This is a genomic window from Nonomuraea turkmeniaca (assembly GCF_005889735.1).
In the GTDB taxonomy this organism is placed as follows: domain Bacteria; phylum Actinomycetota; class Actinomycetes; order Streptosporangiales; family Streptosporangiaceae; genus Nonomuraea; species Nonomuraea turkmeniaca.
The window spans coordinates 1-22483 of the sequence record NZ_VCKY01000027.1 but is presented as its reverse complement, the minus strand read 5'-3'; the positions used below and the strand labels follow the sequence as shown (position 1 = coordinate 22483).

11 protein-coding genes and 1 tRNA gene are annotated in these 22483 nt (G+C 63.5%); 8 read left to right on the top strand and 4 right to left on the bottom strand.

Annotated features, from left to right (window positions below; genetic code table 11):
- Positions 1 to 746: 746 nt before the first annotated feature.
- The 6 genes from ETD86_RS10830 to ETD86_RS10800 all read left to right on the top strand — a co-directional run bounded on the left by ETD86_RS10830 (position 747) and on the right by ETD86_RS10800 (position 15965).
- Positions 747 to 3104, top strand: a complete 2358-nt coding sequence (locus ETD86_RS10830) for an nSTAND3 domain-containing NTPase (RefSeq protein ID WP_138665999.1) — start codon at positions 747 to 749, stop codon at positions 3102 to 3104.
- 524 nt (positions 3105 to 3628) lie between these two features.
- Positions 3629 to 3704, top strand: a tRNA-Arg gene (locus ETD86_RS54985).
- A gap of 758 nt (positions 3705 to 4462) precedes the next feature.
- Positions 4463 to 12625, top strand: coding sequence for a polymorphic toxin-type HINT domain-containing protein (locus ETD86_RS10820; RefSeq protein WP_138665998.1), 8163 nt, complete (start codon positions 4463 to 4465; stop codon positions 12623 to 12625).
- Between the two features lie 83 nt (positions 12626 to 12708).
- A complete protein-coding gene (locus tag ETD86_RS10815; RefSeq protein ID WP_138665997.1) occupies positions 12709 to 13170 on the top strand; it encodes a hypothetical protein in 462 nt (153 codons plus the stop codon).
- Positions 13171 to 14701: 1531 nt separating this feature from the next.
- Positions 14702 to 15226, top strand: coding sequence for a hypothetical protein (locus ETD86_RS10805; RefSeq protein ID WP_138665995.1), 525 nt, complete (start codon positions 14702 to 14704; stop codon positions 15224 to 15226).
- 238 nt (positions 15227 to 15464) lie between these two features.
- Positions 15465 to 15965, top strand: a complete 501-nt coding sequence (locus tag ETD86_RS10800) for a hypothetical protein (protein ID WP_138665994.1) — start codon at positions 15465 to 15467, stop codon at positions 15963 to 15965.
- A 10-nt stretch (positions 15966 to 15975) separates the two neighbouring features.
- On the opposite strand, the gene ETD86_RS10795 is transcribed toward ETD86_RS10800, so the two are convergent.
- Both ETD86_RS10795 and ETD86_RS10790 read right to left on the bottom strand, forming a co-directional pair.
- A complete protein-coding gene (locus ETD86_RS10795) occupies positions 15976 to 16269 on the bottom strand; it encodes a hypothetical protein (RefSeq protein WP_138665993.1) in 294 nt (97 codons plus the stop codon).
- Between the two features lie 2 nt (positions 16270 to 16271).
- Entirely contained in the window at positions 16272 to 18050 is a 1779-nt protein-coding gene (locus ETD86_RS10790; protein WP_138665992.1) for a hypothetical protein, read from the bottom strand.
- Between the two features lie 1160 nt (positions 18051 to 19210).
- On the opposite strand from ETD86_RS10790, the gene ETD86_RS10785 reads away from it, so the two are divergent.
- Positions 19211 to 19501, top strand: coding sequence for a hypothetical protein (locus ETD86_RS10785; RefSeq protein ID WP_138665991.1), 291 nt, complete (start codon positions 19211 to 19213; stop codon positions 19499 to 19501).
- Positions 19502 to 19798: 297 nt separating this feature from the next.
- On the opposite strand, the gene ETD86_RS10775 is transcribed toward ETD86_RS10785, so the two are convergent.
- Both ETD86_RS10775 and ETD86_RS10765 read right to left on the bottom strand, forming a co-directional pair.
- Entirely contained in the window at positions 19799 to 20455 is a 657-nt protein-coding gene (locus ETD86_RS10775; RefSeq protein WP_138665990.1) for a BTAD domain-containing putative transcriptional regulator, read from the bottom strand.
- Between the two features lie 686 nt (positions 20456 to 21141).
- The gene (locus ETD86_RS10765) at positions 21142 to 21453 is read right to left on the bottom strand and encodes a hypothetical protein (protein ID WP_138665988.1); all 312 of its coding nucleotides are present in this window, start codon (positions 21451 to 21453) and stop codon (positions 21142 to 21144) included.
- 144 nt (positions 21454 to 21597) lie between these two features.
- Here ETD86_RS10765 and ETD86_RS10760 point away from each other — a divergent pair, with 144 nt between their 5' ends.
- Positions 21598 to 22356, top strand: coding sequence for a neutral zinc metallopeptidase (locus ETD86_RS10760; RefSeq protein WP_170222987.1), 759 nt, complete (start codon positions 21598 to 21600; stop codon positions 22354 to 22356).
- Positions 22357 to 22483 lie beyond the last annotated feature (127 nt).

The window sequence follows — 22483 nt, the reverse complement described above, 5'->3', positions numbered from 1 at the left end:
TCCCCGCTCACCCATCTGATCCCGTACACCCGCACCCGATGCCGCAGCGATCACTGCACGGCAGCACCGGCTCCGTCCATGCAGGAACTCCCACCGCCGCACACCGATCGGCATCGGCCATCGCTATCGGTAGCCGGGAGGCCTGCGGGAGATACAAACGCCGGCAGATCAACGCCCGCTCGCTGGCCGAGTCATAGGCCAGAAACACCCAGCCTGGCTATTTGCGATCGGTCCCGCGGTGCGCAGTGTACTGCCGTTGCACCCCCGCCGAACCGGCCCTACTTGATAGGGCCGGTTTCATCCACGATCAGCACCCCGGCCGGGTGGCCCACGTGCTCGGCGACGTAGCCGCGCATGTCATCGTGGCCCACCTCAGCATCCAGTCCGCAGTGCGCAACAGCCGCTGCATCACCTGAGGACCGGCATATCTGTCCTGCTCGGCCAGTTCCAGCAGTTCTCGTGCTCGATGTTCGACACCAGATCGTAGGCATGATGCCTACACCAGGTCATGTACTTAGCCCCGGGCGGCACGACGCGGGTCCACTCCGCCGAACCGGCTCCGAGATCCGGCCCAGCAACTCATCGAGGATGACCTGCCGGCAAGGTCTACGCTGTGACTCACGGCCACACAGCATAGTCTTTGGGGGCATAGGGACGAAGGACGATAGCGCTCGCTTTAATCGCAAGAGCGATAACCTCATTGAGACTGATCCGGCGCGCCGATGCGCGCGTGATAGCGCATCCGGATGTGGCTGCACGTTGAACCGTTCGCAGAGCTGGCGGAAAGTGGGGAACGGATGGACTCCTTTGATCTTGGACGGCTGACCGACTATGACTTCGAGGTCCTCTGTCGAGATCTGTTCGGACAGATACTCGGCGTGTCGCTGGAGATCTTTCCTCGTAACGTCACGGACCTGGGAATCGACCTCCGTTACATGAGTGAAGCTGGACAGACGATTGTGCTGCAATGTAAGCATTGGCAGAGCAGCAGTCAGGCGCAGCTGATCAATCGCATGACGAAGGAAGAACTGCCAAAGATTAAGAAACTCAAGCCGAGCCGCTACCTCTTAGCCACCAGCGTCAGACTGAACGTTCTCGGCAAGGACAAGCTCCGCGACAGATTGAAGCCATTCGTCCGTTCCACAGGGGATCTCTACGGCGTCGAGCAACTCGTCGAAGTGCTTAGAGACCATCCCGAAGTGGTAAAGCGGCATTTTCGGCTCTGGTTGAGCAACACCGCTGTCCTGCAGACGGTGCTCAATCAAGACGTGTACATCCGGTCTTCAAGACTGCGGACGAAGGTGGCGCGTGTGGCTGAGACCTTCGTACCACACCATGGTTTCGAACGAGCGCGCGACGTGCTCGATAGGCGACGCGTCTGCATCATCACTGGAGTTCCCGGCGTAGGCAAGACGACGGTGGCGTGCATGCTCGCGGCTCGCCTCATTAGTGACGGCTATGAAGCATACGAGATTTCCCAGGACGTCAGCGAGGTGAATGAGATCTGGCGTGACGGCGTGCGGCAGCTTTTCTTCTATGACGACTTTGTCGGCCAGACGACACTGGAGCCCAATCTCAACAAGAACGAGGATGCCCGGTTGGTGTCTCTCATGCGAGAGATTGAGGTCTCGGCGGACAAAGCGCTCATCATGACGACTCGGGACTACTTGCTCGAACACGCTCGTCAACGGCATGGCCGACTCGGGGAGGAGGATTTCACGCCGGATCTGAGCGTGGTTCACCTGACCGACATGACACCTGAGGTCCGTGCGCAGATCCTTTACAACCATGTCTATTATGCGAAGATCTCAGCTGCGGAGAAGCATCGCTTCGCCGATCGCGACGTATGGTGGAAAATTCTGCGTCACCCCAATTTTAGTCCGCGGCTCATCGGCGATACGCTGATGCTCGCCGGCCCGGCAGAGAACGTCGCGAAGGCCATACTGGAAAACTTGGACAACCCACGTCGTATCTGGGAACGCGTCGTGGAGAACGAGCTGAACGACGAAGCCGTTCATATCCTGGAGGTGCTGTTCACGTTCGGCAGAGAGGCTGCGCTGGCGGACCTCGAAGAGTCGTGGTCGCGGTACTGCAAGGAGCTTAACCTACCCAATGAGAAGCGGCTTTTCCGCAAGGCATTGAGGATTTTGGCTGGGACGATGATCGTAATCGACGACGGTGGAGTATCTTTTCACAACCCATCCATCGTCGACTACCTGCGTCACCACATGAACGAAGGTCGCACCCGACTGCCCGCGCTCTTGGCCAGCTTCATCGACGCAGGGCAAATCGTTCGGCTCATGTATACCGCCCAGGGCCATGATGCGGATGGCATTCTGCGGCAGCTCAGGGAGTACCGTGTCGACGTCGCGAGATCTATTCTCGACACGGTCGACACTGTCGAGGACTCTCCTTCTGACGAGGACGACAGCACGGCGCGGCACCTGGAATGGATTCTAGAGACAGCGGAGGATCTCGACTACGCTCCACTGGCCGACTACGTCAAGAGCAGGACGGATTTCGACCTCCGCCGCAGCTCACATCTCTCTCATAGCTCCAGCCTTGCGGCGAAGATGAGGGCCAGTGCGCTGATCCCCGACGAGCATGCCGAACAATTCAGCCAGGATGTTAGAGAGGATCTTCTCTACGAGGTAGAGGAACAGCTCGAACTAGATAACTGGCAAGGGGCCTACGAGCACTATATGATGCTCGATGAGACGCTGGGCGCGGAATATACTCATTTGATGGGTCGACTTGTGGCATGCGCATTGAACGAGCTCGCGGAATACGCGATACAGGAGGAGATTCACGCCCATAACCTAGTGTCGATCCATGAGCTCTTAGAGTTTTTGACTAAGCATGACGCAGCTGAGGAATTGCCCGAAGAATTCGACAAAGTCGAACAGGCACTGATCCGGCTAAAGGCGGAGCGAGCACAGCGCGAAGCTCGTGAGGATGCCCGTGAGTTCGGAGCAGCGTACGACCATGGGGAAGACTGGGTCCAGACTGCGTACAGTTCTAGGCAGCAGTGGATTCAAGAGATACATGGCCGTCAGGCAAACTGGGCTGAGATCGAAGGGCTGATGAGTCGCCTCGGTACGTGACAGTGCGTTCTGTCTCACCGTAGATCGGCGCGCCGTCGGGGCGGGCCGATCTGATCGTCTTGAGCGCCGCGAGCGTGTTGGCGCCGCCCTTGCGCTCCCAGACTATGCCCCCACAGCTGGTCGTCGCCCAGGCTGCAGCAGCCATGGAAGGTAGCGCACGCCGTGGGTGCGAATATAGGTGGCCGGCTGTCGCTTCGGCCGACCCCGTAACGCCCAGCCGGAGCCCAGCTGAGGCCGGATACAGCGGCCCAAACTGGTCGAAGGCAAAACACCATTGTGGGAAGCGAGGCAGTGACCTCCTCAATGCGGTCCAGCTTGGCATCGTGGTCGGGATCGGTGGACTCCTTCCAGGTCCGGGTGCGCTGAAAGAGATCTTGCGTGCGCGTAAGTACTGCCGCAGCCACTCACGCCCGATCACCACGCTCCGGGTGGGGTTGCCGGCCACGTGGTTGATCTCGCGATCGAGCCGGGGATATATGAGGGATGATCTTGCACTGCCCGCGCCATGTGTGGGCTGTTTTCCCAGCTCAATCTGCCTGTAGGAAGAGAGAAGCCCCCACTCTCCTAAAGCGGGTGCCGCAGGTTCGAATCCTGCCGGGGGCACTCATCTCCACCAGGCATTTCAGCCTCTGACCTGCGGTTTATCGACCGCAGGTCTTTTACTTGTCAGGCCCTTGGTAGGCCGCCGAGGGCACCCGTATGCAGCCGCAGGACCATGATCTGGGGACATATGGGGGATGATCTTGAAGCCTTGAGCGATCCCGACAGGGCAATCCCGCAGGCCACGAGTCCGCCGAACCCATCGGTCGGTCGATGAGACAGATCGTGAGCACCAAACGCCGCCGCGCGCGAATGTCAGGGAACGCGGATCTCTGCCCTGCCAGCGGGCAAGACTTGGACCTCTCCTCCGGGCCGCTCTACCACGACCACACATGCCTCTCGGGACAGGTCAGAGAGCAACACAGCGGTACCCCGGGATGCGTACCAGCAGAGGCGCTCCCGGGGCTTATGTGTTCCACGCTATCAGCCAGAGCTTAGCGAGAGCATGGAGGCGGCCCTCGGCCGTCCCAAGACCGGGCGAGTGGTTACCCGCGGAAACCGATGCACGGCTCCCGCGTCGACTCTGTGGCGCAGCCTGTCCTCTAAAGCCCGTGACGGAATGTTGCGTACCAGATATGTCTGTTTTCTGATTTGTGATGATCGCCCGTCTTGTCGGATAGGTCGGATTTATTTACGTTGAGCGTCGGATGTTGATCGGCTCCGAGCTGCACGGCAGAACGCCTATCGCCCTGTAGCAGAGGGCAACGGTTGACGCCCCCTGTCGGTGTCTTTCGTTGTGGTTCGGAGTGTGATGGCGCATGCGCCGGATACTGTCGTGGTCTCGTTCGCGCTATGCGGCTCTTGCGGTCGCCATCTCATTGATGCCAGGTTTGCTCGTGCTGTCGGCCCAGCCGGTCGTTGCCCAGGCTGGCGCTACGATGGCGGCCACGTCGCAGGGCGCACCTCCAGAGACGCCAAAGCAGCAGTGGGGGTCAGCGGCGGGGGTGCCGTCGTTGACGGAGACCTCGGTGACCCAGCCGGCTCAGCGCAAGGCAGTTGCTGGGGCGAAGTCTGTTGCGTCGACAAAGTTGCCGCCGGGTTCGCTGCCGCCGGAGGAGCGCAAGAGCGTGGTCCGAGAGGACCGGCCAGAGCCTGTGGTGCCCCTTCCTGAACGCGCTGTGGCAGAGTCGACGGGGTCGGAACGGGCGGTGACGAGCGGTGCGGCGCTGATGGCCGCGCAGGCAGTTCTCTGCTCGTCGTATCCGCAGTACGACGCGGGGCGCTCGTATTCGTCGGGTACTCATGTCTGGTATGCCAGCGGCAGCAGCCGGTATGTGTGGTGGGCTCGGGTGTCGGTGCCGGTAGGCAAGGCGCCGGGTTCGGGCGACTACATGGATCCCGATGGTGATGGGATGTACACGTACCAGTCGTACTGGACGCAGTGGACAGCGTGTGAGGCTGACCCGGTGCCGCCGCCTCCTCCGACGCAGTACCCGCCGACGCTGACTGCGGTCTTTCCGTTGAACGGGATGCTGATCAGCACGCGGACGCCGCTGTTTGGCGCGCAGGCCTACAGCAACATGGGCAGTTACCCGATCCAGTACGCCTTCAAGGTTTGCGACGATGAGGCGCTTGCGAGCGGGTGTGTGTCGTCAGGGAGCCTGGCGGCCAACGCCAGTACGTGGCGGGTTCCGGCGGATATGGCGCTGGCGTGGAGTAAGCAGTACTGGTGGCAGGTGACGGCGACCGACAGCAGTAACAGCAAGAGCACCTCGTGGAAGGGCACCTTTACCACCGGCGTGCGGCAGCCGGCGACCGGTTCGCTGTTCGCAACCCCGGGCGCTGAGGGGCAAAGGTTTCAGCCTGCGACCGGGAACTACACGACCTCGGTCACCGATGCCGCGGTGGCGACGGTGGGCCCGCCGTTGTCGGTGGTGCGCTCCTACAACAGTCTGGACCCGCGCCGGGATGGGATGTTCGGGGCGGGCTGGTCCACCCGCTGGGACATGAAGATCAGCCCCGAGGTGGGCGGGACCCTGCTGGTCACCTTCCCGGACGGGCGGCAGGTCCGGTTCGCGGCCAACGGCACGGGCGGAACCTTTCAGCCGCCGCCCGGCCTGCAGGCGACGTTAGCCGAGACCCGCGAGTCGGCGGACGGGCCGGTCACCGGATGGCGGCTGATGGACAAGTCATCCACCTCGTACGTCTTTGACGCCAATGGCCGGTTGGTCAAGATTGCGGACCTGCGGGGGCGTACCCAGAACCTGACCTACGGGACGGACGGGAAACTGGCCAAAGTCAGCGGAGTCGGCGGCCGTTCGTTGTCGTTCGGCTGGACCGGATCACATGTCACCTCTGTGGACACCGACCCGGTCAACGGCCAGCCGTTGCGCTGGACCTACAGCTACGACGGGGACAAGTTGACGTCGGTGTGCGCGCCGGTTGCGCAGCCCAACTGCACCACCTATGGCTATGCCGGCGGCTCGCAGTATTACAGCGCGGTGCTGAACTCCGATCCTCTCGGCTATTGGCGGCTGGGTGAAACTTCGGGGCAGAAGGCGGCGGATTCCGGACGGGGCGCCGGTGCTGCCACGTATTCCTCTGTCACGCTGGGGCAGGCGGGTGCGGTCGAGGCCAGCACGGACAAGGCCGCGCAATTGACCGGCAGCGGAGTGATCAGCCTGCCGGAACACGCGATCGCGCGTCTGGGCGATGCGGCGTCGGTGGAGGCATGGTTCAAGACCACCAAGACCGGCGTGATCATGTCGGGCGGGACCGACAGCAGCTCCGATCTGGCCCGGTCGGTGCTGTATGTGGGCTCCGACGGCAAGCTGCGCGGCCAGTTCCGGCCCACCACCGGCACGGCCACGATCGCGCCGATCACCTCGCCGGGCGTGGTCAACGACGGCCAGTGGCATCATGCGGTGCTCACGTTGTCGGGCACGGCGCAGCAGATGTTCCTGGACGGCCAGAGCGTGGGCACGGCCACGGGCAGCGGGTTCGGCGGCTGGCCGGTAGGCGCCTGGCTGGGTAACGGCCGCCTGGAGGGCGGCAAGTGGCCCGCCGGCCCTGCCACCACGCAGGACCTGCCGTTGACCGGCCACCTGGATGAGGTCGCCATCTACGACAAGCCGCTGTCGGCCCACGAGGTCGCCACGCACCACGCGGCCCGCGCGGCGGCGCCGCACCTGATGTCGAAGATCACGCTACCATCGGGACGAGTGGCGATGCAGGCCACCTACGATGCCGCTACCGACCGGATCAAGACCCACACCGACGCGCACGGCGGCCAATGGCAGCTGGCCGCGCCCGTGCTCAACAACCAGACAGGCATCTCCAAGGTCACGGTGACCAACCCGGCCACTGACACGCTGGTGCACGAATTCGACACCTGGCGCGGCAACCGGCTGGTCTCCCACACCGACCAGCTGGGCAAGAAGACCAGCTACGAGTACGACACGGCCGGCTACCCCTCGAAGGTCACCGACCGCAACGGCAATGTGACCACCCTGGTGAATGACGCACGCGGCAACGTTATCGGGCGTCACCGGCAGCGCAGCGGCGGAACCGGGTTTTGGGAGTGGTATGCGTATGAGACGCATAGCGACCCGTTCGACCCCCGCAACGACCAATTGCGGGCCGTGAATGACGGCCGCTCGGCCAACTTCATGGACGGCACCTACGCCAGCCGCTGGTGGTTCGACACCTATGGACAGATCGTTATAGCGACCCTGCCGCCACGCTCCGAGGGCGAATTCTGGGGGACCACCTTCACCTACACCGAGGGCACCGAGCCGGCGGTAGGCGGTGGAACCACGCCTGCCGGACTGGTCCAGACCCAGAAGGACCCCGCTGGAAGCATCTGGTCCTACCGCTACACCTCGGCCGGAGACCTGGCCGAGCAGACAAACCCCGCCGGACTCGTGACCAAGCAAGGACACGATGCCCTCGGACGCGTCATCAGCAAGTCCGAGGTGTCGAACGCCCACCCCCAGGGAGTAACGACCACCTTCGCCCACGACGGACTTGGGCGGCTGGTGTCGCAGACCGGGCCTGGAGTCAAGAACGAGATCAGCGGCGTGACCCACACCGCCCAGACCGCGTACACCTATGACCCGGACGGGCGCACGCTGACGCAGACGCACGCCGATACGACCGGCGGCGATGCCGCGCGGACCACCACCTACGCCTACGACGACTTCGGCCACCTGAAGTCGATCTCCGATCCCGAAGGCGGTGTGGTCCGCCAGGACTGGAACACCCTCGGCCAGCTGGCGCGAGTGACCGACGCGCGGGGCACGGTCATCGAGCAGGCCTACAGCAAGCGCGGCGAGCTGATTTCCAAGACGTTGAAGGGGTGGACCGGTAGCCCGGTCAACCCGCAGGCGGCCAAGGACGTGGTGCTGGAAGCACGCTCCTACGACCCGGGCGGCCGCCTGGCCGCGAGGGTGGATGCGATGGGCCGCAAGACGTCCTACACCTACTACGCCGACGACCTGCCCTGGCAGACGATTGCCGATGACGTCAAACTGAACGGCGCCACCACGACCCGAGACGTCGTGCTGGAGGAACATCTCTACGACGGGGCCGGCAATCAGACCAAGCAGATCACCGGCGGCGGCACGCTGACCACTGACGCCACCTATGACGCGGCCAATCGCCTCACCTCGCAGACCGTCGACCCGGCCGGAGTCAATCGCAAGACCATCTACAGCTACGACGATGTGAGCAACGTGATCAAGACGGTGCTCACCGGTGCCGGCTCCACACGCAGCGAGGTTCGCGAATACGGCTACACCAAGACCGGGCTGGTCAACCGCGAAGTGATCGAGAACGGTGATGAGGATCTGGTCTCCGTCATCGGCTACGACGATCGCGGTCTGGCCACCTCCATCACCGACCCGCGCGGCAACGCGGCCGGGGCCGATCCGGCCGCCTACACCACCAGTTACCGCTACGACGCGGCCGGACGGCTGGTGGAGGCCAAGGCACCCCCCGTCCAGATCGAGAAGGACGGCGCCGCTCAGACCGCAAGGCCCGCCACCCGCTACGGCTACAACACCGTGGGCAACACGACCCACACCGTCGACGGCGAGGGACGGCTCACCACCTCAGGCTTCGACCGAGCCGGCCGGCTCACTTCTGACACCGGCATGGCCTACACCCCGCCCGGCGGCAGCACTATCACGCCGAAGATCACCTACGCCTACGACACCGCGGGCCGTCTGATCAGGACCACTGATCCGCGCGGACAGGTCACCAGCATCGAGTACGACGCGCTGAGCAACGCGGTACGCGTCACCGACCCGCCCGCCAGCCCTGGGCAGAGCGCCGGGCAGTGGGTGACGGAGCTCGACCTGGCGGGTGAGCAACTGGCCGCCGTGGATCCGACCGGCGCCCGCCGGGAGGCGACCTATGACGACCTGGGCCGGCAGATCACCCGCACCACCATCGAGCGCAAGCCGACCGCAGCCGCCTTCACCACGAACCTGCAATACAACGACGCCGGCGACCTGACCAAGATGACCAAGGTGACCGCGTCCGGCGACAAGATCACCAGCTATACGGTCAACGCGGTCGGCGAGGTCACCACCGAGACCGACCCCACGCCGAACACCACGACCTACACCTACGACCTGACCGGCCGCCCGGCCAAGGTGACCAACGCCGAAGGGAACGCCACCAGCGCGGAATACGACCCGGCCGGCCGCCTGACCGGCTTGAAGAGCCTGGACAGCGCCGGCGCCACCGTGCGCACCGTCGGCTACGGCTACGACGCCGCCGACAACCTCACCCAGATCACCTCCGGCGAGGGACGCATCACCCGGCGCACCTTCGACGCCACCGACCAGCTGACCGTACTCATCGAACCCGTCTCGGCCACCAAGTCGATCACCACCAGCTTCGGCTACGACGCCACCGGCGCCCGCACCCGGCTCACCGACGGCCGCGGCAACGCCACCTGGACCAGCTACAACAGCCTCGGCCTGGTCGAAACCCTCACCGAGCCGGCCACGACCGCGCACTCGAACCTGGCCGATCGCACCTGGACCCACCTCTACGACGCGGCCGGCAACGAGACCGCGCTGATCAAGCCCGGCGGGGTCCGCCTGGACCGCCAGTTCGACCAGCTCAACCGGCTCACCAAGGTCACCGGATCCGGGGCCGGCATCGTCGCCGGCGACAAGACCTACGGCTACGACCTGGCCGACCGCCCCACCAGCGTGGGCGACCACACGCTCGAGTACAACGACCGCAGCCTGCTCACCAAGGTCTCCACCCCCGCCGGCGTCAGCAGCAGCTTCGCCTACGACGAGCGCGGCAACCCCACCCAACGCATCGACGCCACCGGAACCACCACCTTCACCTGGGACAACGCCAGCCGGCTCAAGACCGTCGCCGACCCGGTCAGCGGCCGCACCAACACCTACGCCTACGACAAGGCCGACCGGCTCACCACCATCACCTCGGCCAACCCGGTCAACACCCAGGCCTACACCTACGACGCCCTCGACCGGCCCCTCACCCACACCCTGAAGAACAGCACCGCCGCCGAACTCGCCAAGATCACCTACGGCTGGGACAAGGACGACAACCTCACCAGCAAAACCACCACCGGCCTGGCCGGCGCCGGCAGCAACGCCTACGGCTACGACCACGCCGGCCGCCTCACCTCCTGGACCAGCCCAGGCGGCACCACCACCAGCTACGACTGGGACGACGCCGGCAACCGCACCAAAGCCGGCGACAAAACCTACAGCTACGACGAACGCAACCGCCTGCTCTCCGGCGACGGCGCCGACTACACCTACACCCCGCGCGGCACCCTGGCCAGCCAGACCAAGGACGGCACCACCCGCACCCTGACCTTCGACGCCTTCGACCGGCTCATCAACGACCGCGACGCCACCTACACCTACGACGCCTTCGACCGGATGAGCAGCCGCCAAAGCTCGAGCGGCCAGCAGCGCTTCGCCTACGCCGGGCTCGACAACGACATCATCGCCATCACCGACGCCGGCGGCATCGTCCAGGCCAGCTACGGCCGCGACCCCTCCGGCGACCTCCTCAGCGCCAAGGAAGGCGCCAACCCGGCCCTCGGCGCCCTCACCGACGTCCACCAGGACCTGATCGGAACCTTCTCCGGTACGGCCCTGGCCACGACTACCGCCTATAACCCGTTCGGCGAGGTCACCGCCCAGACCGGCCCCAAGACCAGCCTTGGCTACCAGGGCGAATACACCGACCCCGACACCGGCACCGTCAACATGCACGCCCGCTGGTACCAACCCGGCACCGGCACCTTCACCAATCGCGACGACTGGACCCTACCCGCCAGCCCCTCCGTGCAGGCCAACCGCTACACCTACGGCAACGCCAACCCGCTCGTCCACCGCGACCCGAACGGCCACGAGCCCTGCCGAAACGTCGACTACTACAACGACGACCCTATGCGCTGGGACGACCCCAACTACGATCCACCCGCCTGCACCGGTGTGCCTGGCAATGGCGAGGCAGGCACTCGTGGGGATGTTGACCGCGAACCGCGGTCCGAACCCCGTCAAGGCAATCCACAAAACACGAACAACGGCCCCAGTACGGGCAATAAAGGCACTAGCGGCAAAGGCACGCCGCAATCCGGCCAGGTCAGCCAGTCGATAAGCGGCCCAGCATTGCCCCCAACGCAAAAGCACATCGACTACCAATGTGCACATGGCCCGTGCAAGGGTAGCTACGGCGGCCATGAAAACATCTTCACCGGCCCTGTTCACATTCACGCCGGCCCGACCTCTCCCAGCGCGTGCAGCTTTAACTGCACGAGCTCACCAGCGCCCAGTAACGGTACACCAACCGTCGCACCGGTTGATCTACCGTCAGATGGCCCTCTACCGCCCGCGTGGACCCCCCCGTTCCAGCCGCCTGATTTCTGGCAGGCGCCATTAGATTCGGCCATGGGCATTTTTCAGGGTGCCTGGGACATGACCTGCTTCGTCTGCCATTTCGTGCCGGGCTTCTCTGATCTCCCGCAGCTTCCCATACAATCCCTTTTTGGAACGGATCCCACGTCACCCGAATACCAAACCGGCTACTGGGGCATCCACATACTCTCCATGTTCATCGCTCCGGAAACGGGAGCTTTCAGACCCAGAAATGTGCCAAGGACCGGAGGCTGGACGGCAAGGAATCCATGCCTCAACAGCTTCGCGCCCGGAACCCAAGTTCTCATGGCTAACGGCACGCAGAAGAACATCGAGGACATCGAGATAGGCGACGAAGTACTGGCCACCAAACCGGAGACGGGTGAGACTGCGCCCGAGACAGTAACTGCCATCCATCGCAATCTCGACACTGCCATGACGGATGTGACCATCAAGTCCGTCGATGGAAGGCAAAGCACGCTCCACACAACGATGGAGCATCCCTTCTGGGAAAGCGGGCGCAAGGAGTGGGTGGACGCTGGCGACCTCCAGCCCAAGGATCTGCTCCGCTCCACCGACGGCCGCCGCGCCGCCGTGGTTAAGGTACACACCTTCGACTCAGCACGGTGGATGTACAACCTAACCGTCGATGACGTCCACACCTACCATGTAGTGGCAGGCGACCAAGCGGTCCTTGTTCACAATGCTGATCCGGGATGCGCGGATAAGCTACGACGAGGCCTTATCGGTGCTGGCTTCCCGGAGCCGAGCACGCCTCACAGTCCGCACCACATTGTGGCTGGAAACTCGCCAAGGGCTGCTCCTGCAAGGGCAGTACTGGACAAGTTCGGCATCGGTGTGAATGATGCCGAGAATGGCGTGTGGCTGCCGCGTAGCAGTGGATCGCCCAACCCAACGGGCGCTTCGGTGCATTCAAGAATTCACACGAACGATTACTACGATCATGTGAACAAGCTGATGAGTGGGGCTCGTACCCGGGGAGAAGCCCTTGACGTAATAGACCACATCAGGAAGCAGCTCCAGGGGGGCTACTGGCCCTAAGCTGAGAGTGTCCGCCTGCTGGGCGTGAGGGCTCGGCAGGCGGGCACTATCCTTAGGCTAAGGCGTCTGCGGGAAAGGTGATCATGTCTGGCAAGCAGCAGGTAGAGGCAGCTTTGGGCCTCGCCAGGGGACTCCTCGCCGAGGCAGCCTCGTTCAACTTTCAGCCCTCGGGGTTGACCGGTCTGGTGCGTCGCTACTCAGCGATTGAGTTCGATGTGCCCGACGTACCTGATGTGGACGGATACCTCTTTCAGTATGGAAAGGTAAGCTGGTTCTCCGAACCGACTTTTGTGCTTAGTTTGGCTCGCCAACTCGAAGTTGTCGACTCCACTGGGGAGCACGATTACTACATTCAGGTGCAATTCGAGTTCAGGTATCCATTGGATGACGAGCTAGAGTTCGCCGGCAGCTACTCCGAATGGTGGTTTCCAGAGGACAAGAGATCTTTCGACGTATGGCTAGGGTCCATAGACCGAGCTACTATTATGAATATTCTTGCCGGCAAGACACCGCGTGAGTTTGAAATCTGGCAAGACCAGGTTTGACCTCAATGGGCCGGTAATCTGAAGCTCCGCCAGGTTGATTTCGGCGGGGCTCCAGAATTGGTTGACGGCTGCGGCGGCGCGGTCACTTCGCATATGGTTGGGCGGAACAGCTTTGGGTGCGAGTCGAGAGCGAGACCGAACACGACGCCGCCGCTCGCCGATCTATTGTTAAATAACCCTTAGTTCGTCGAGCGATTGAGTGTCGCCAGAACTGCAGGACCTGGGCTTACTTCCTGGGATCCCTGACTCTTTCGAGTTTGATGAAATTTCAGAGATTCTGAAGGTCTATTGGCCTCGTCGTTCGTCTTGCATCGATAGCGAAGACGAGGAGGCCCGAGTTGGCGCCGGCGGTGGTGCGGGGATCTACGCGTGGGGCTGCGCCACGCCGCCGACGACGTCCGCGGGGCGCACGGGCCCAGGCGACTCCGGGCGATCTGGACGCGCTGGAGACCGATGCGCTGGCCGGGTTCGTCCTCCCCATCAACAACGAGGTCATCGATCGAGCGAAGCGATCGAGGCGCTGGCCGCCCAGCGGAACCGCTACGCGGCCAGATCCCTAAGCACAGCTGGCTAGCATTCTGTTCACGGGTCTCTCCGGCCCCCGCGAGCAGAAGAACGTATGGACAGTCCTGGACGTGGCCGGCTCTGGCTCAATCACCACTCGACCGAGGTGATCAAGAATGATGGCGGACGGCTCCGCGCCGGACCATGAGGACTTGTCACAGCCCCGCAGTGTCCGGAGATTGTTCGATGATCCCGATCATGCGGCTGCCGTGCTGCGAAGCGCGGTCAGGCGATATGACGCGCCGGCCGGGGTTCCAGCATCCTGCTCTAACGCGACCGTTGACCACGCCCTGCGGTACTTCGGTGGCGTGGGTCAAGAGCCGCCCGAAACCCGGCTGTCCACTCGTCGGCTCATGCTGCTTGCTGTAGCGGAGTTCGTCAACGCGGCCGTTCTCTACTAGAGGGGTGCTAACAGGGCCCGAGAGGGAAGAGAAAGCCCTGTACCTGGATCCGCTGATCAGGCCTGCGTGGCAGGTCGTGGGAGGGGTGGATTGTAGTCTGTCCGGGCCGGAGACCTTCGCGGTGCTCGCGGCTGCCAAGGCCACGGCCCTGAAGTCGGCGCGTGGGCAGAGTTCGATCGCCGCTGTTGGCGCCGTGTTGAACGTTGACCTGACGGAGGAACTGGTCCTTGCTTGGCTGCGGGCGATCAGTCCGTCTTCGGCAAGGATGTCACCGCACAGACTGGAGATGCGCGACGCCATCTTCGGTAATGACAGCTACCACGAATTCTCGATCACTACCCTCGGGCGCAGCAGGGACGAAATCATGGCGGTCAACTGGGACGACAGCGGAGCGCCTTTGCTGTCTTATGACGCACCGGGCACGTACCCCGAGCGTTTCGCTGCGCACCTCATCTACCGCACACGTATACCTGCTCCTGGCCGACCCCTTCGGCTGTCCCTACAGCGCCGACGCGCTACGGAGTGAACTGGTCAAGGAAGCACCGAGTCGCGGCTTTGCTGAGCGGGTGACGGCCCTGGTCGGCGACGCCGAACGCGCTCGCGACCACCAGGTCAATGAACTACTCGGTTTTGAAGCGTTCAGGGTTCGTATCCCGCTCGTCATCAAGCACGTCCTCAGCCGGGCCAGACGCCCCGCCAAGGTTCTGGAGATCACTTTGGAGACGCGCGAGAGCAGGCCCGCTCGACGGTTCCGGGAGTACTGCGCCCGCGTCGACGCCGCTATCGCCGAAGGCAAGCGTGACGATGTCGCACGCGCCTGTGCCGAGCTCACCTCATACGGCGTGCGCCTCGAAACCGGACTGTCCGAGCGGCACCCTGCCCAGGGTCAGGCAATCAACGCGGCCAAGGAACTGGTCAGCGTCCGCTCACCCCTGCTCGGCGCGCTCATTCCCAGTCTCACCCTCGGGGTCGGACAGGCAAACCGCTGGCTGCGGCGCCGAAAGTTCGCCTTCGTGGAAAGACTCGCCCGCACCCCGCGTAACCTCAACGGCGTCGAGCAGGAGTTCGCCCACCTTTGGCCTCACCCGTAGAGGATGGACACCGTTCCGCGCAGACCACAACGATCACACGCTGGAATCAGGTGGGATGAATACCTGGGCCCACGCCGGGGTGTAAATCTTGCCCACCGGCCCAAGTGCAGCAGGGACTCGTGAGGGTCAAACTGATCACTCGAGCTACGTGCTTAAGGTTCGCGAGCGGGATGAGCGTTTCAGTGCAGAACAGGCATACGAGGTGTACGTAGGCATGGGGTTAGGTAGTGTCCGGGGCGTGCGCCCAGATATTCGCCGACTGTCTGTCGCCGCGGTGCTCGTCTCCCTCGTGGTTGTGACGGGTTGCACAGGCGGGGAGTCCGACAAGCCCACCTTGGAAGAGGCCACGAAACAGCTCATCGCGGACGGCGACAAACTGCTGGCCTCTCGCGAAGTAGCCGCGTCCGGAAAGGTGACAGCGACGGAACGAGCGGACAAAGATACGGAATCAGGTTGCGTGCCTGGTCAGGTACAGCGATTCTTCCGGGCTCAAGGCGATCTCTCCGGTCCGCCTGCCGTGCACATGCCGTACAACTCCGCTGGCTTGATGCAGAGCGTGCTGAAGTTCATGGGCTACGACTCGGTTGTGAACGACCGGGATCTTGGCGATGAGAACCTCGGCGTATCCGTCGTGCACAACCCAAAGATGGGTTTGACCTTTACTGTGACCGTCCGCAACGGCCAGAAGCCTAATATCATGATCGTCGGCAAGACCAGCTGCTACGCTCACGGCCGCTGACGGAACGTGCTCAGCTTGGTAACTGGGCTGCTTCCTTGCGCAGGAGTTCGGCCTGTTTGCGTAGTCGGTCGGCGGTAGCTGCGCAGGTCTCCCGGAGGAGTTCGATCTCACGGCCCAACTGGGCGGCCTGGGTGTTGAACCGACGTGCGGCAGGCCCCTTCCAGAACGCCTCAACGGTCTGGGGATTCGCCAGAGCTCCGACGAAGACTTCCTCCATGGCCTTGACGTATCGAGTGAGGCTCGTGGCAAGCAATTCCTTGTCAGCGGCCTGGCGGAGCAGTTGACCTGGGTCAGGAAAGGACATGCTCAGCCTCCCCGTCGCTCCAGCGCTTTGACCAGGGCCTGATAGAGCCGTCCTTTGAACGCTTTGTCAATCATGTCCACGTCTTCCTCCGTCAACTCCATTTGCCTGTGCTGCGCCAACGATTTAATCACCCACTGTTTCTGCCATTCGATGATATCGTTGGCGACATTCTCCGCAGTGTCGTCAGACTTGCCGTCGAAGTAGTCCGTTATCTTATTCTTGATTCTGTCTTTGAGGTCATCCTGTCCTCGGTCTCGAACGGTCGCGGTTGCAGGGTTATCGATGGGCCAATATTTGTTGGAGAGCCAATCGATGGGCGTCAGCATGACACCGGCGACCCAATCGGCGTACTCGTCATCGCTCCACTCGGCATAGGCGGAGCCATCCAGTAGCAGATTTGCCGCCCCACTCGATAAGGCGCTGATATTCACGAATCCGGCGCGTGTCTTGGGGTCACTGTCGAACGGATGGAATCGACCGATGTCCATGCTCACCGTGTACTCACGCCAGGATTTTAATAGCGTATTGGCTGCCGCCTTATCTTGCATCAAAGCACCCAAGAAACGAGCCGCTGTGTCCGGATCGAGCCTGTCCCACGGCGGCGCCGGATGCAGTTTTGTGAGGTCGGGTGAGGACTCCTTCGCCTGTAGACGTGCAAGCTTGTCGAGATAGGGCGCCACGTTTTTAGCCAGCGCTTGGCTGACTGGGGAGCTCTCGCCGCGACGAAGCCAAGCATTTGGAATCCACTGGCCACCAAGCCAGGGAGTGTCCCTGGCACCTACGGCGCTAATAATGTTGAGCCAGGCCCGCTCACGTTCGCGATCATTACCCGCGCCCGGCCTCAATGCCTTGTCCAGAACGCCCGCCAACCGCTCTTCGAAGCCGGGAACGCCAGTCCGCATGAACCGCCCCGGGTGCAGCAACCAGCCCGCAGCATCCTTGTCCTCAGCAAGCAGCTTTTGTAGCGCCTGCGGGTTAGCGTCGTATGCCTCCACTAGCGCATTGAGGTTCCAGTTCGGGCTCGTCGGCCGATCTGCAGCAAGGGAACGACCCAGTACACGACGCGCCACCTGATTGAGAAGTGTGCTCGAAGGTTTGGACATAGTGACAAGCCCTGTCAGCAAACCTGGATCGGTCGTCTCTATGAACTGGCGCCACTCCTCACCCAGCCGTCCCGCACGCTCGGCGTTGGCGTAAGCCTCGGCTAGCGGGCCCAGACTCTCACGACCTTGCTGGACAACAGAGGGCGGAAGTCCTTTGTCCATCGCCGCGGGGCCCTTGTCCTTCATCCAGTGCATAAAGAGCGCACGGAATCTGTCCGGCCCGAGGGCGGCCAGCAAGGAAGCGGCGTAGGCGGGATCCTTTAACTTCTCTTTCGTCGCCGCCGTGGCGGCCGTCACCTTTCGCCAACTCTTCATCGAATTCTCGATTTCATGCTGCTTGAGCGCTTCGGCGATAGGCACTGCGTCGGCTTTTCCCTGCCGGGTGGCCTCCGCTTCGTTATTGAACGTGAAGAACACGCCCACCTGGCCGTTTCCTGAGCTCGGAACCGTCTGCTTGAGCGTGTCCATCCGCCATTTAAGATCTCGCTGCGTGTCGTCGAAGAACGCCCAGGACCGATGCATGGCGGCCACTCCTTGCGGACCTGTCCACGACGCGCCTGCCTCGGCGATGGCCGCCTCGAGCCCTGGTCGTGTCTGGGCCAGGACGTTTTTGCTGATGCTCATCTGGTGCATCAGCCGTTCTGCCCCGCCCGGGTCGATCCCGACGAACTCCCCCATGGACCCTCCCTGAGGGTGTGGGTTACAAGGCACGAGTCAAGCACACCGGCCAACGCCCCACGCATCCCTATAAACAACCGGAATTACACTCCCGTGGTAGCGGACCGTTCAAAATAGGCATTGTGACCCATATAGGCATAGATTCGACGAAGCCACCAAACTGCCGGCCCGGAGCCCAGTTCCCTTCTCCCGCGTCCGCAGCTTGCCGTTGACGCGCTATCCGTAAATCAGATGGCATGCACGGTTGCGGACACGAGACTCAGGGTGTGAAGGCGGGAACAGCTCGTCGCACTTCGCGGCGATCAGCGGGACTTCTCGCTTCTTGCCGCCGTCTTCCTGAACGATGCGCTTGGGCCCTTCCACACGATCAACGCGCGTCGTCGTCTTCCGGCGAGGGTCCGGAACGTTCTCGGGACGCGCACGCGGTGCAGCGGAGGCCGCCGGTCGTTGACGGTTCCCCGGCGCTATCGCCTTGTTCTCCGACACCTTGCGACCTGAGCTGGGCGTCGCCGAGGGCCGCGGCGTGCGAGGCGCGGAAGCAGACGGTAGCGGGGAGGTGACCACGATCGACCGCTCGGCAACGCTCAGGAGAGGCGGCGTCGAGGCGGGATCCGTTTGAGGTGAGGTGCTGTCGGTGCCCCACGTACTCGCCCAGATGCCGAAGCCTACGCACGCCAGGAAGCCTGCCATAAGCGCCGGCGGGTCAGGCGATCCCGGTTTCGCATGGTCGATAAGCCCGAGAAGTCCCAATGGGAATCCGAATTCCCACAGGTAATTCACCCCATCCGCAGGGGGCGCGCGGCGCACCCCCTTGGCCAGGCTCCCCGCCCAGCTCACACACGGTTTCGACGGTGGCTACCAACACGAGGCAAACCTGGAGGGCAGGGGGTTTCGAGCGTTTCGAGCGGGGTCTACGCGCAGGCGTGCGAGGAGGACTCAAGGACCTGGAGTCCCGACTTTCCGCCTCCCCGAAGGCCAGTGGGCGAGGTGTCGGCGGGCGTGGGCCGGCCGCTCGGGGCACGGATCGTGCGCGCGGAGTCAAGAAAGCTGGCACGCACGGACAACGTTTCCAGGTTCGGGCCTGACACCATGTGAGGGGTGTCGCCAGTGAGGGCGCTCCCATAGTCGGATCGCCAGATTCAGAAAATCGGAGGAAAAAGATGAGAAAGAGCGTTACCCGAGCCGCGATGATCGTAGCTTTTTCCGGAGCCGCACTCGTCGGCGTGGTGTCGCCCGCGTCCGCCGGCGCGAAGCCGGGGTGTGTGTCGGTCGATGTGCATAACTTTAACAATGTCACGATGCACAACAACTGCTCGACTAGCCACAGACTGAAGGTCGTCTGGAGGTACGCCCGGGACTCCGGGTGCTTCACCGTCAACGCCGGCGCTTCGAGAGACGTGACCGCCTTCAACCAGCCGTTTGCCGAGTACGACAAGGTTGAGACCTGCTAAGAACTCTTCGTGGCATCGAGCGCGACAGCAACTCCGCCCCGGTCGGCACCACCAAACGTCCATCGATCTATCGATCATCGGATTTTCGCGACGGGCACCGGAGTTGTTGTCGCGCTGCTCGCGACCGGTTCACGTCTCGCGTCCCGGCCGAGTGGCTGTTGGATGTCGACGATGAGGTGGCGGCGTGTCCGGCTCGCGCCAAAGGATACGACCCCTCAGCTCCGAACGTCGCCCCGTCCCTGCCCGACGGCCCGCGGCCGCCGATATCTGTCCATACACCGACCGGGCCCGCCTGGGCTACGACCGCGCCCGCGTGCTGCTATAGAAGTACGCCGGACTCAACCTCCACCAGATGCGCTCCAGCTCCGCCTCGCGGCCGGTGAAATCGGGCAGGTCGCCCGGCAGCAGGCAGACCGGCGACGGGGGCGGGCCGGGCACCGGCAGGTCGTCGCCGAGCAGGGCCAGATGCGCGCGACGCAGCCCCGGGCCCGGGTCCACCCCGAACTCGTTGGCCAAGCGGTGTCGGATCAGCTCATAGCGGCGCAGCCCTTCGGCACGCCGGTCGGCGTGCCCGAGCAGGATGATCAGCTGGGTGTGGATGGTCTCGTCGTAGGGCAGCGCCTCGGCCAGACACTGCAGAGGGTCGACGGCCTCGGCGGCGCGCCCGCAACCGACGGCGGCCTCTGCCAGGTCCCGCGCGCTGTCGATCCTGGCCTGCTGCAGTTCGGCGACCGCGGGCAGGGCGTGGGGCCATTCCATGTCCTCGGCCAGCAACGGACCCCGCCACACTCCAGCGCCGCCAACAGCAGATTGGTCCGGCGCACCGGATCCGGCTCGGCCCGCGCCCCGGCGACCGCGGCGCGGAAACGGGACGCGTCCACCTGCTCCGGCGGCACCTCGATACGGTAACAATCGCTGTCCCGCACCACCTCGACGCCGCTCGGCCGCAGCCACTCCCGCAACCGGTACACCGCACTGTGCAACGCCGCTGGCTCACACCCTGACGGCCCCCACACGAACGCGATCAACCGCGCCCGATCCACCAGCCGGCCCGGCGTGAGCAGCAGCGCGCCCAGCAGCCGACGCACCGCGGGCCGGGACACCGCACGCTCCCGGCCGTCCACCCACACCCGCAACGAGCCCAGCACCTCGAAGGCAGGCGGGGAACCCCCGACACGAGCCACCACATCATTAAGGAGCACCGCCGGGCATGATACACCGCAGGTGGATGGATTAGCGTTACGCGCCTGACGTGCCTGACAAGATCATATGACTCTGACCTGCGGGAAGAGGCCAACAACCCAAAATAACGACAAAAGCGGTGACGTTCGGTTCGGGCAGTTCCAGCTGCTTGCGCAGCTCCTGTTTCTCCAGGGTGTCAACGAATCGGACCCGGCTGGGTTGGTGACGATCCATTGCTGCTCGATGTAGCAAAGTTGAGAGCAATCGTATTTGAGGAGCGCTTGGGGGTTGTGGCGTGCGGTTTCAGATTGGGAAGCGGTCTACCCGGAGCACAGCGACCGCGCCTTGTGGGTCAAGTACTACTACTGGCGCAGAGCACTTATTCGGAGGCTGCAGTATTCCCAGGACGCGGGTTTGGCCTCGGCGAGGTACTCGTTGACGCCAGCGACGAACACGACTCAACCGCCGATGTGTGACGGCGCGGACGTGAGCGTGTCCCAGGCGGCCATCGCGCAGGTGATGACCCCTTCCAACTCGGCGCGGGTGGCGGGCAGGTGGGGGAGCGGGCACGGCTGCGCTGGTGACGTCGGTCGAGGGGTGACGATGTGGCGGCCGACGAGTTCCCATTGGGTTACGGCCGCGACGCGGGCGATGTCGCCTATGGCGCTCGGGCCGGGGCCGTGGTGTTGTACGAGCGCGGCGGTGCCCATCGGCAGCCAGCACCATTGCGGCCAGGCGGGCATGGGGGGGTGGCCGCGGTCGTCGGCCATGATTTTAAGGTTGCGCAGTACGGTGGGGTAGCGGCGTTGCAGGTCGCAGACGGGCCTCCGAGGAGGATGAGTACAGAAATCGGCGCTTGATAGCAATCACTGACTGTTGCTCCCGGGATGGTCTAGACCGTATTGTCACGCCCCGTGAGACTCCTCGTCATCGCCAGCCTGAGCTGCGTCTCAGTGCTGGCGTTAAGCACCCCCGCTGCGGCGTATCCAATCGAGAACGAGCCTCAGCTCACAGAAAACGCCCTTTACGGCTACGGCAAGCTGCCCGCGTCGAAGTGCGCCGAGAAGTCGGTCAAGGGGAATGACTCCGTCTCCGCGAAGGCCTACATCCTGGCGATCTTCCGGTGCCTTGACGCCACCTGGGGCAAGCACCTCACCGCCAACGAGGTGCCCTTCGAGAAGGCCAAGGTCACCTTCGTCAAGAGGCTTCCCAAGAGGTGGTGTGGGATGAGGATTCCGGCCGACGACTCGCAGTACTGGTACTGCCCTGCGACCGACGGCATCACCTACCAGCTCGGCAGAAGCTGGCTCGGGGAGCCTGACAATCTGTGGCTGTCCTACACAGCGGCAAGGGCCTATGGCTACCACGTGCAGCGCCTGGTCGGCATCCAGAAGGCGAAAGAAGGACTCCGCTACTACCACTACGAGGAGTGGAAGGAGCAACTGCGGCGTCAGGCCCTGCAGGGAGATTGCCTGTCCGGGGTCTTCCTCAGGAGCGTCTGGCCGCTGAAGGGCCGGTCCGCCAAGGAGGTGTCCGAGCTCTACGGCCAGTTCTCCGACTCCGTCATCTACGGCAAGAAGAAGAGCATCGCCTACTGGGTCAAGCGAGGCTTCGCCACTGGTGACCCCGGTTCCTGCAACACCTGGACGGCCTCCTCGAAGCAGGTCGCCTAACGATCTTTGGTCTCGCGTTTCTGGACGTTTGTGTCAAGTTTCACGACGCCCGAGGGAGCCGAGCTTGGGCGGCGTAGTCGTCGACGTGCCGGGTGATGGTCTTGAGTGCGGCTCGGAGTTCGGGCGG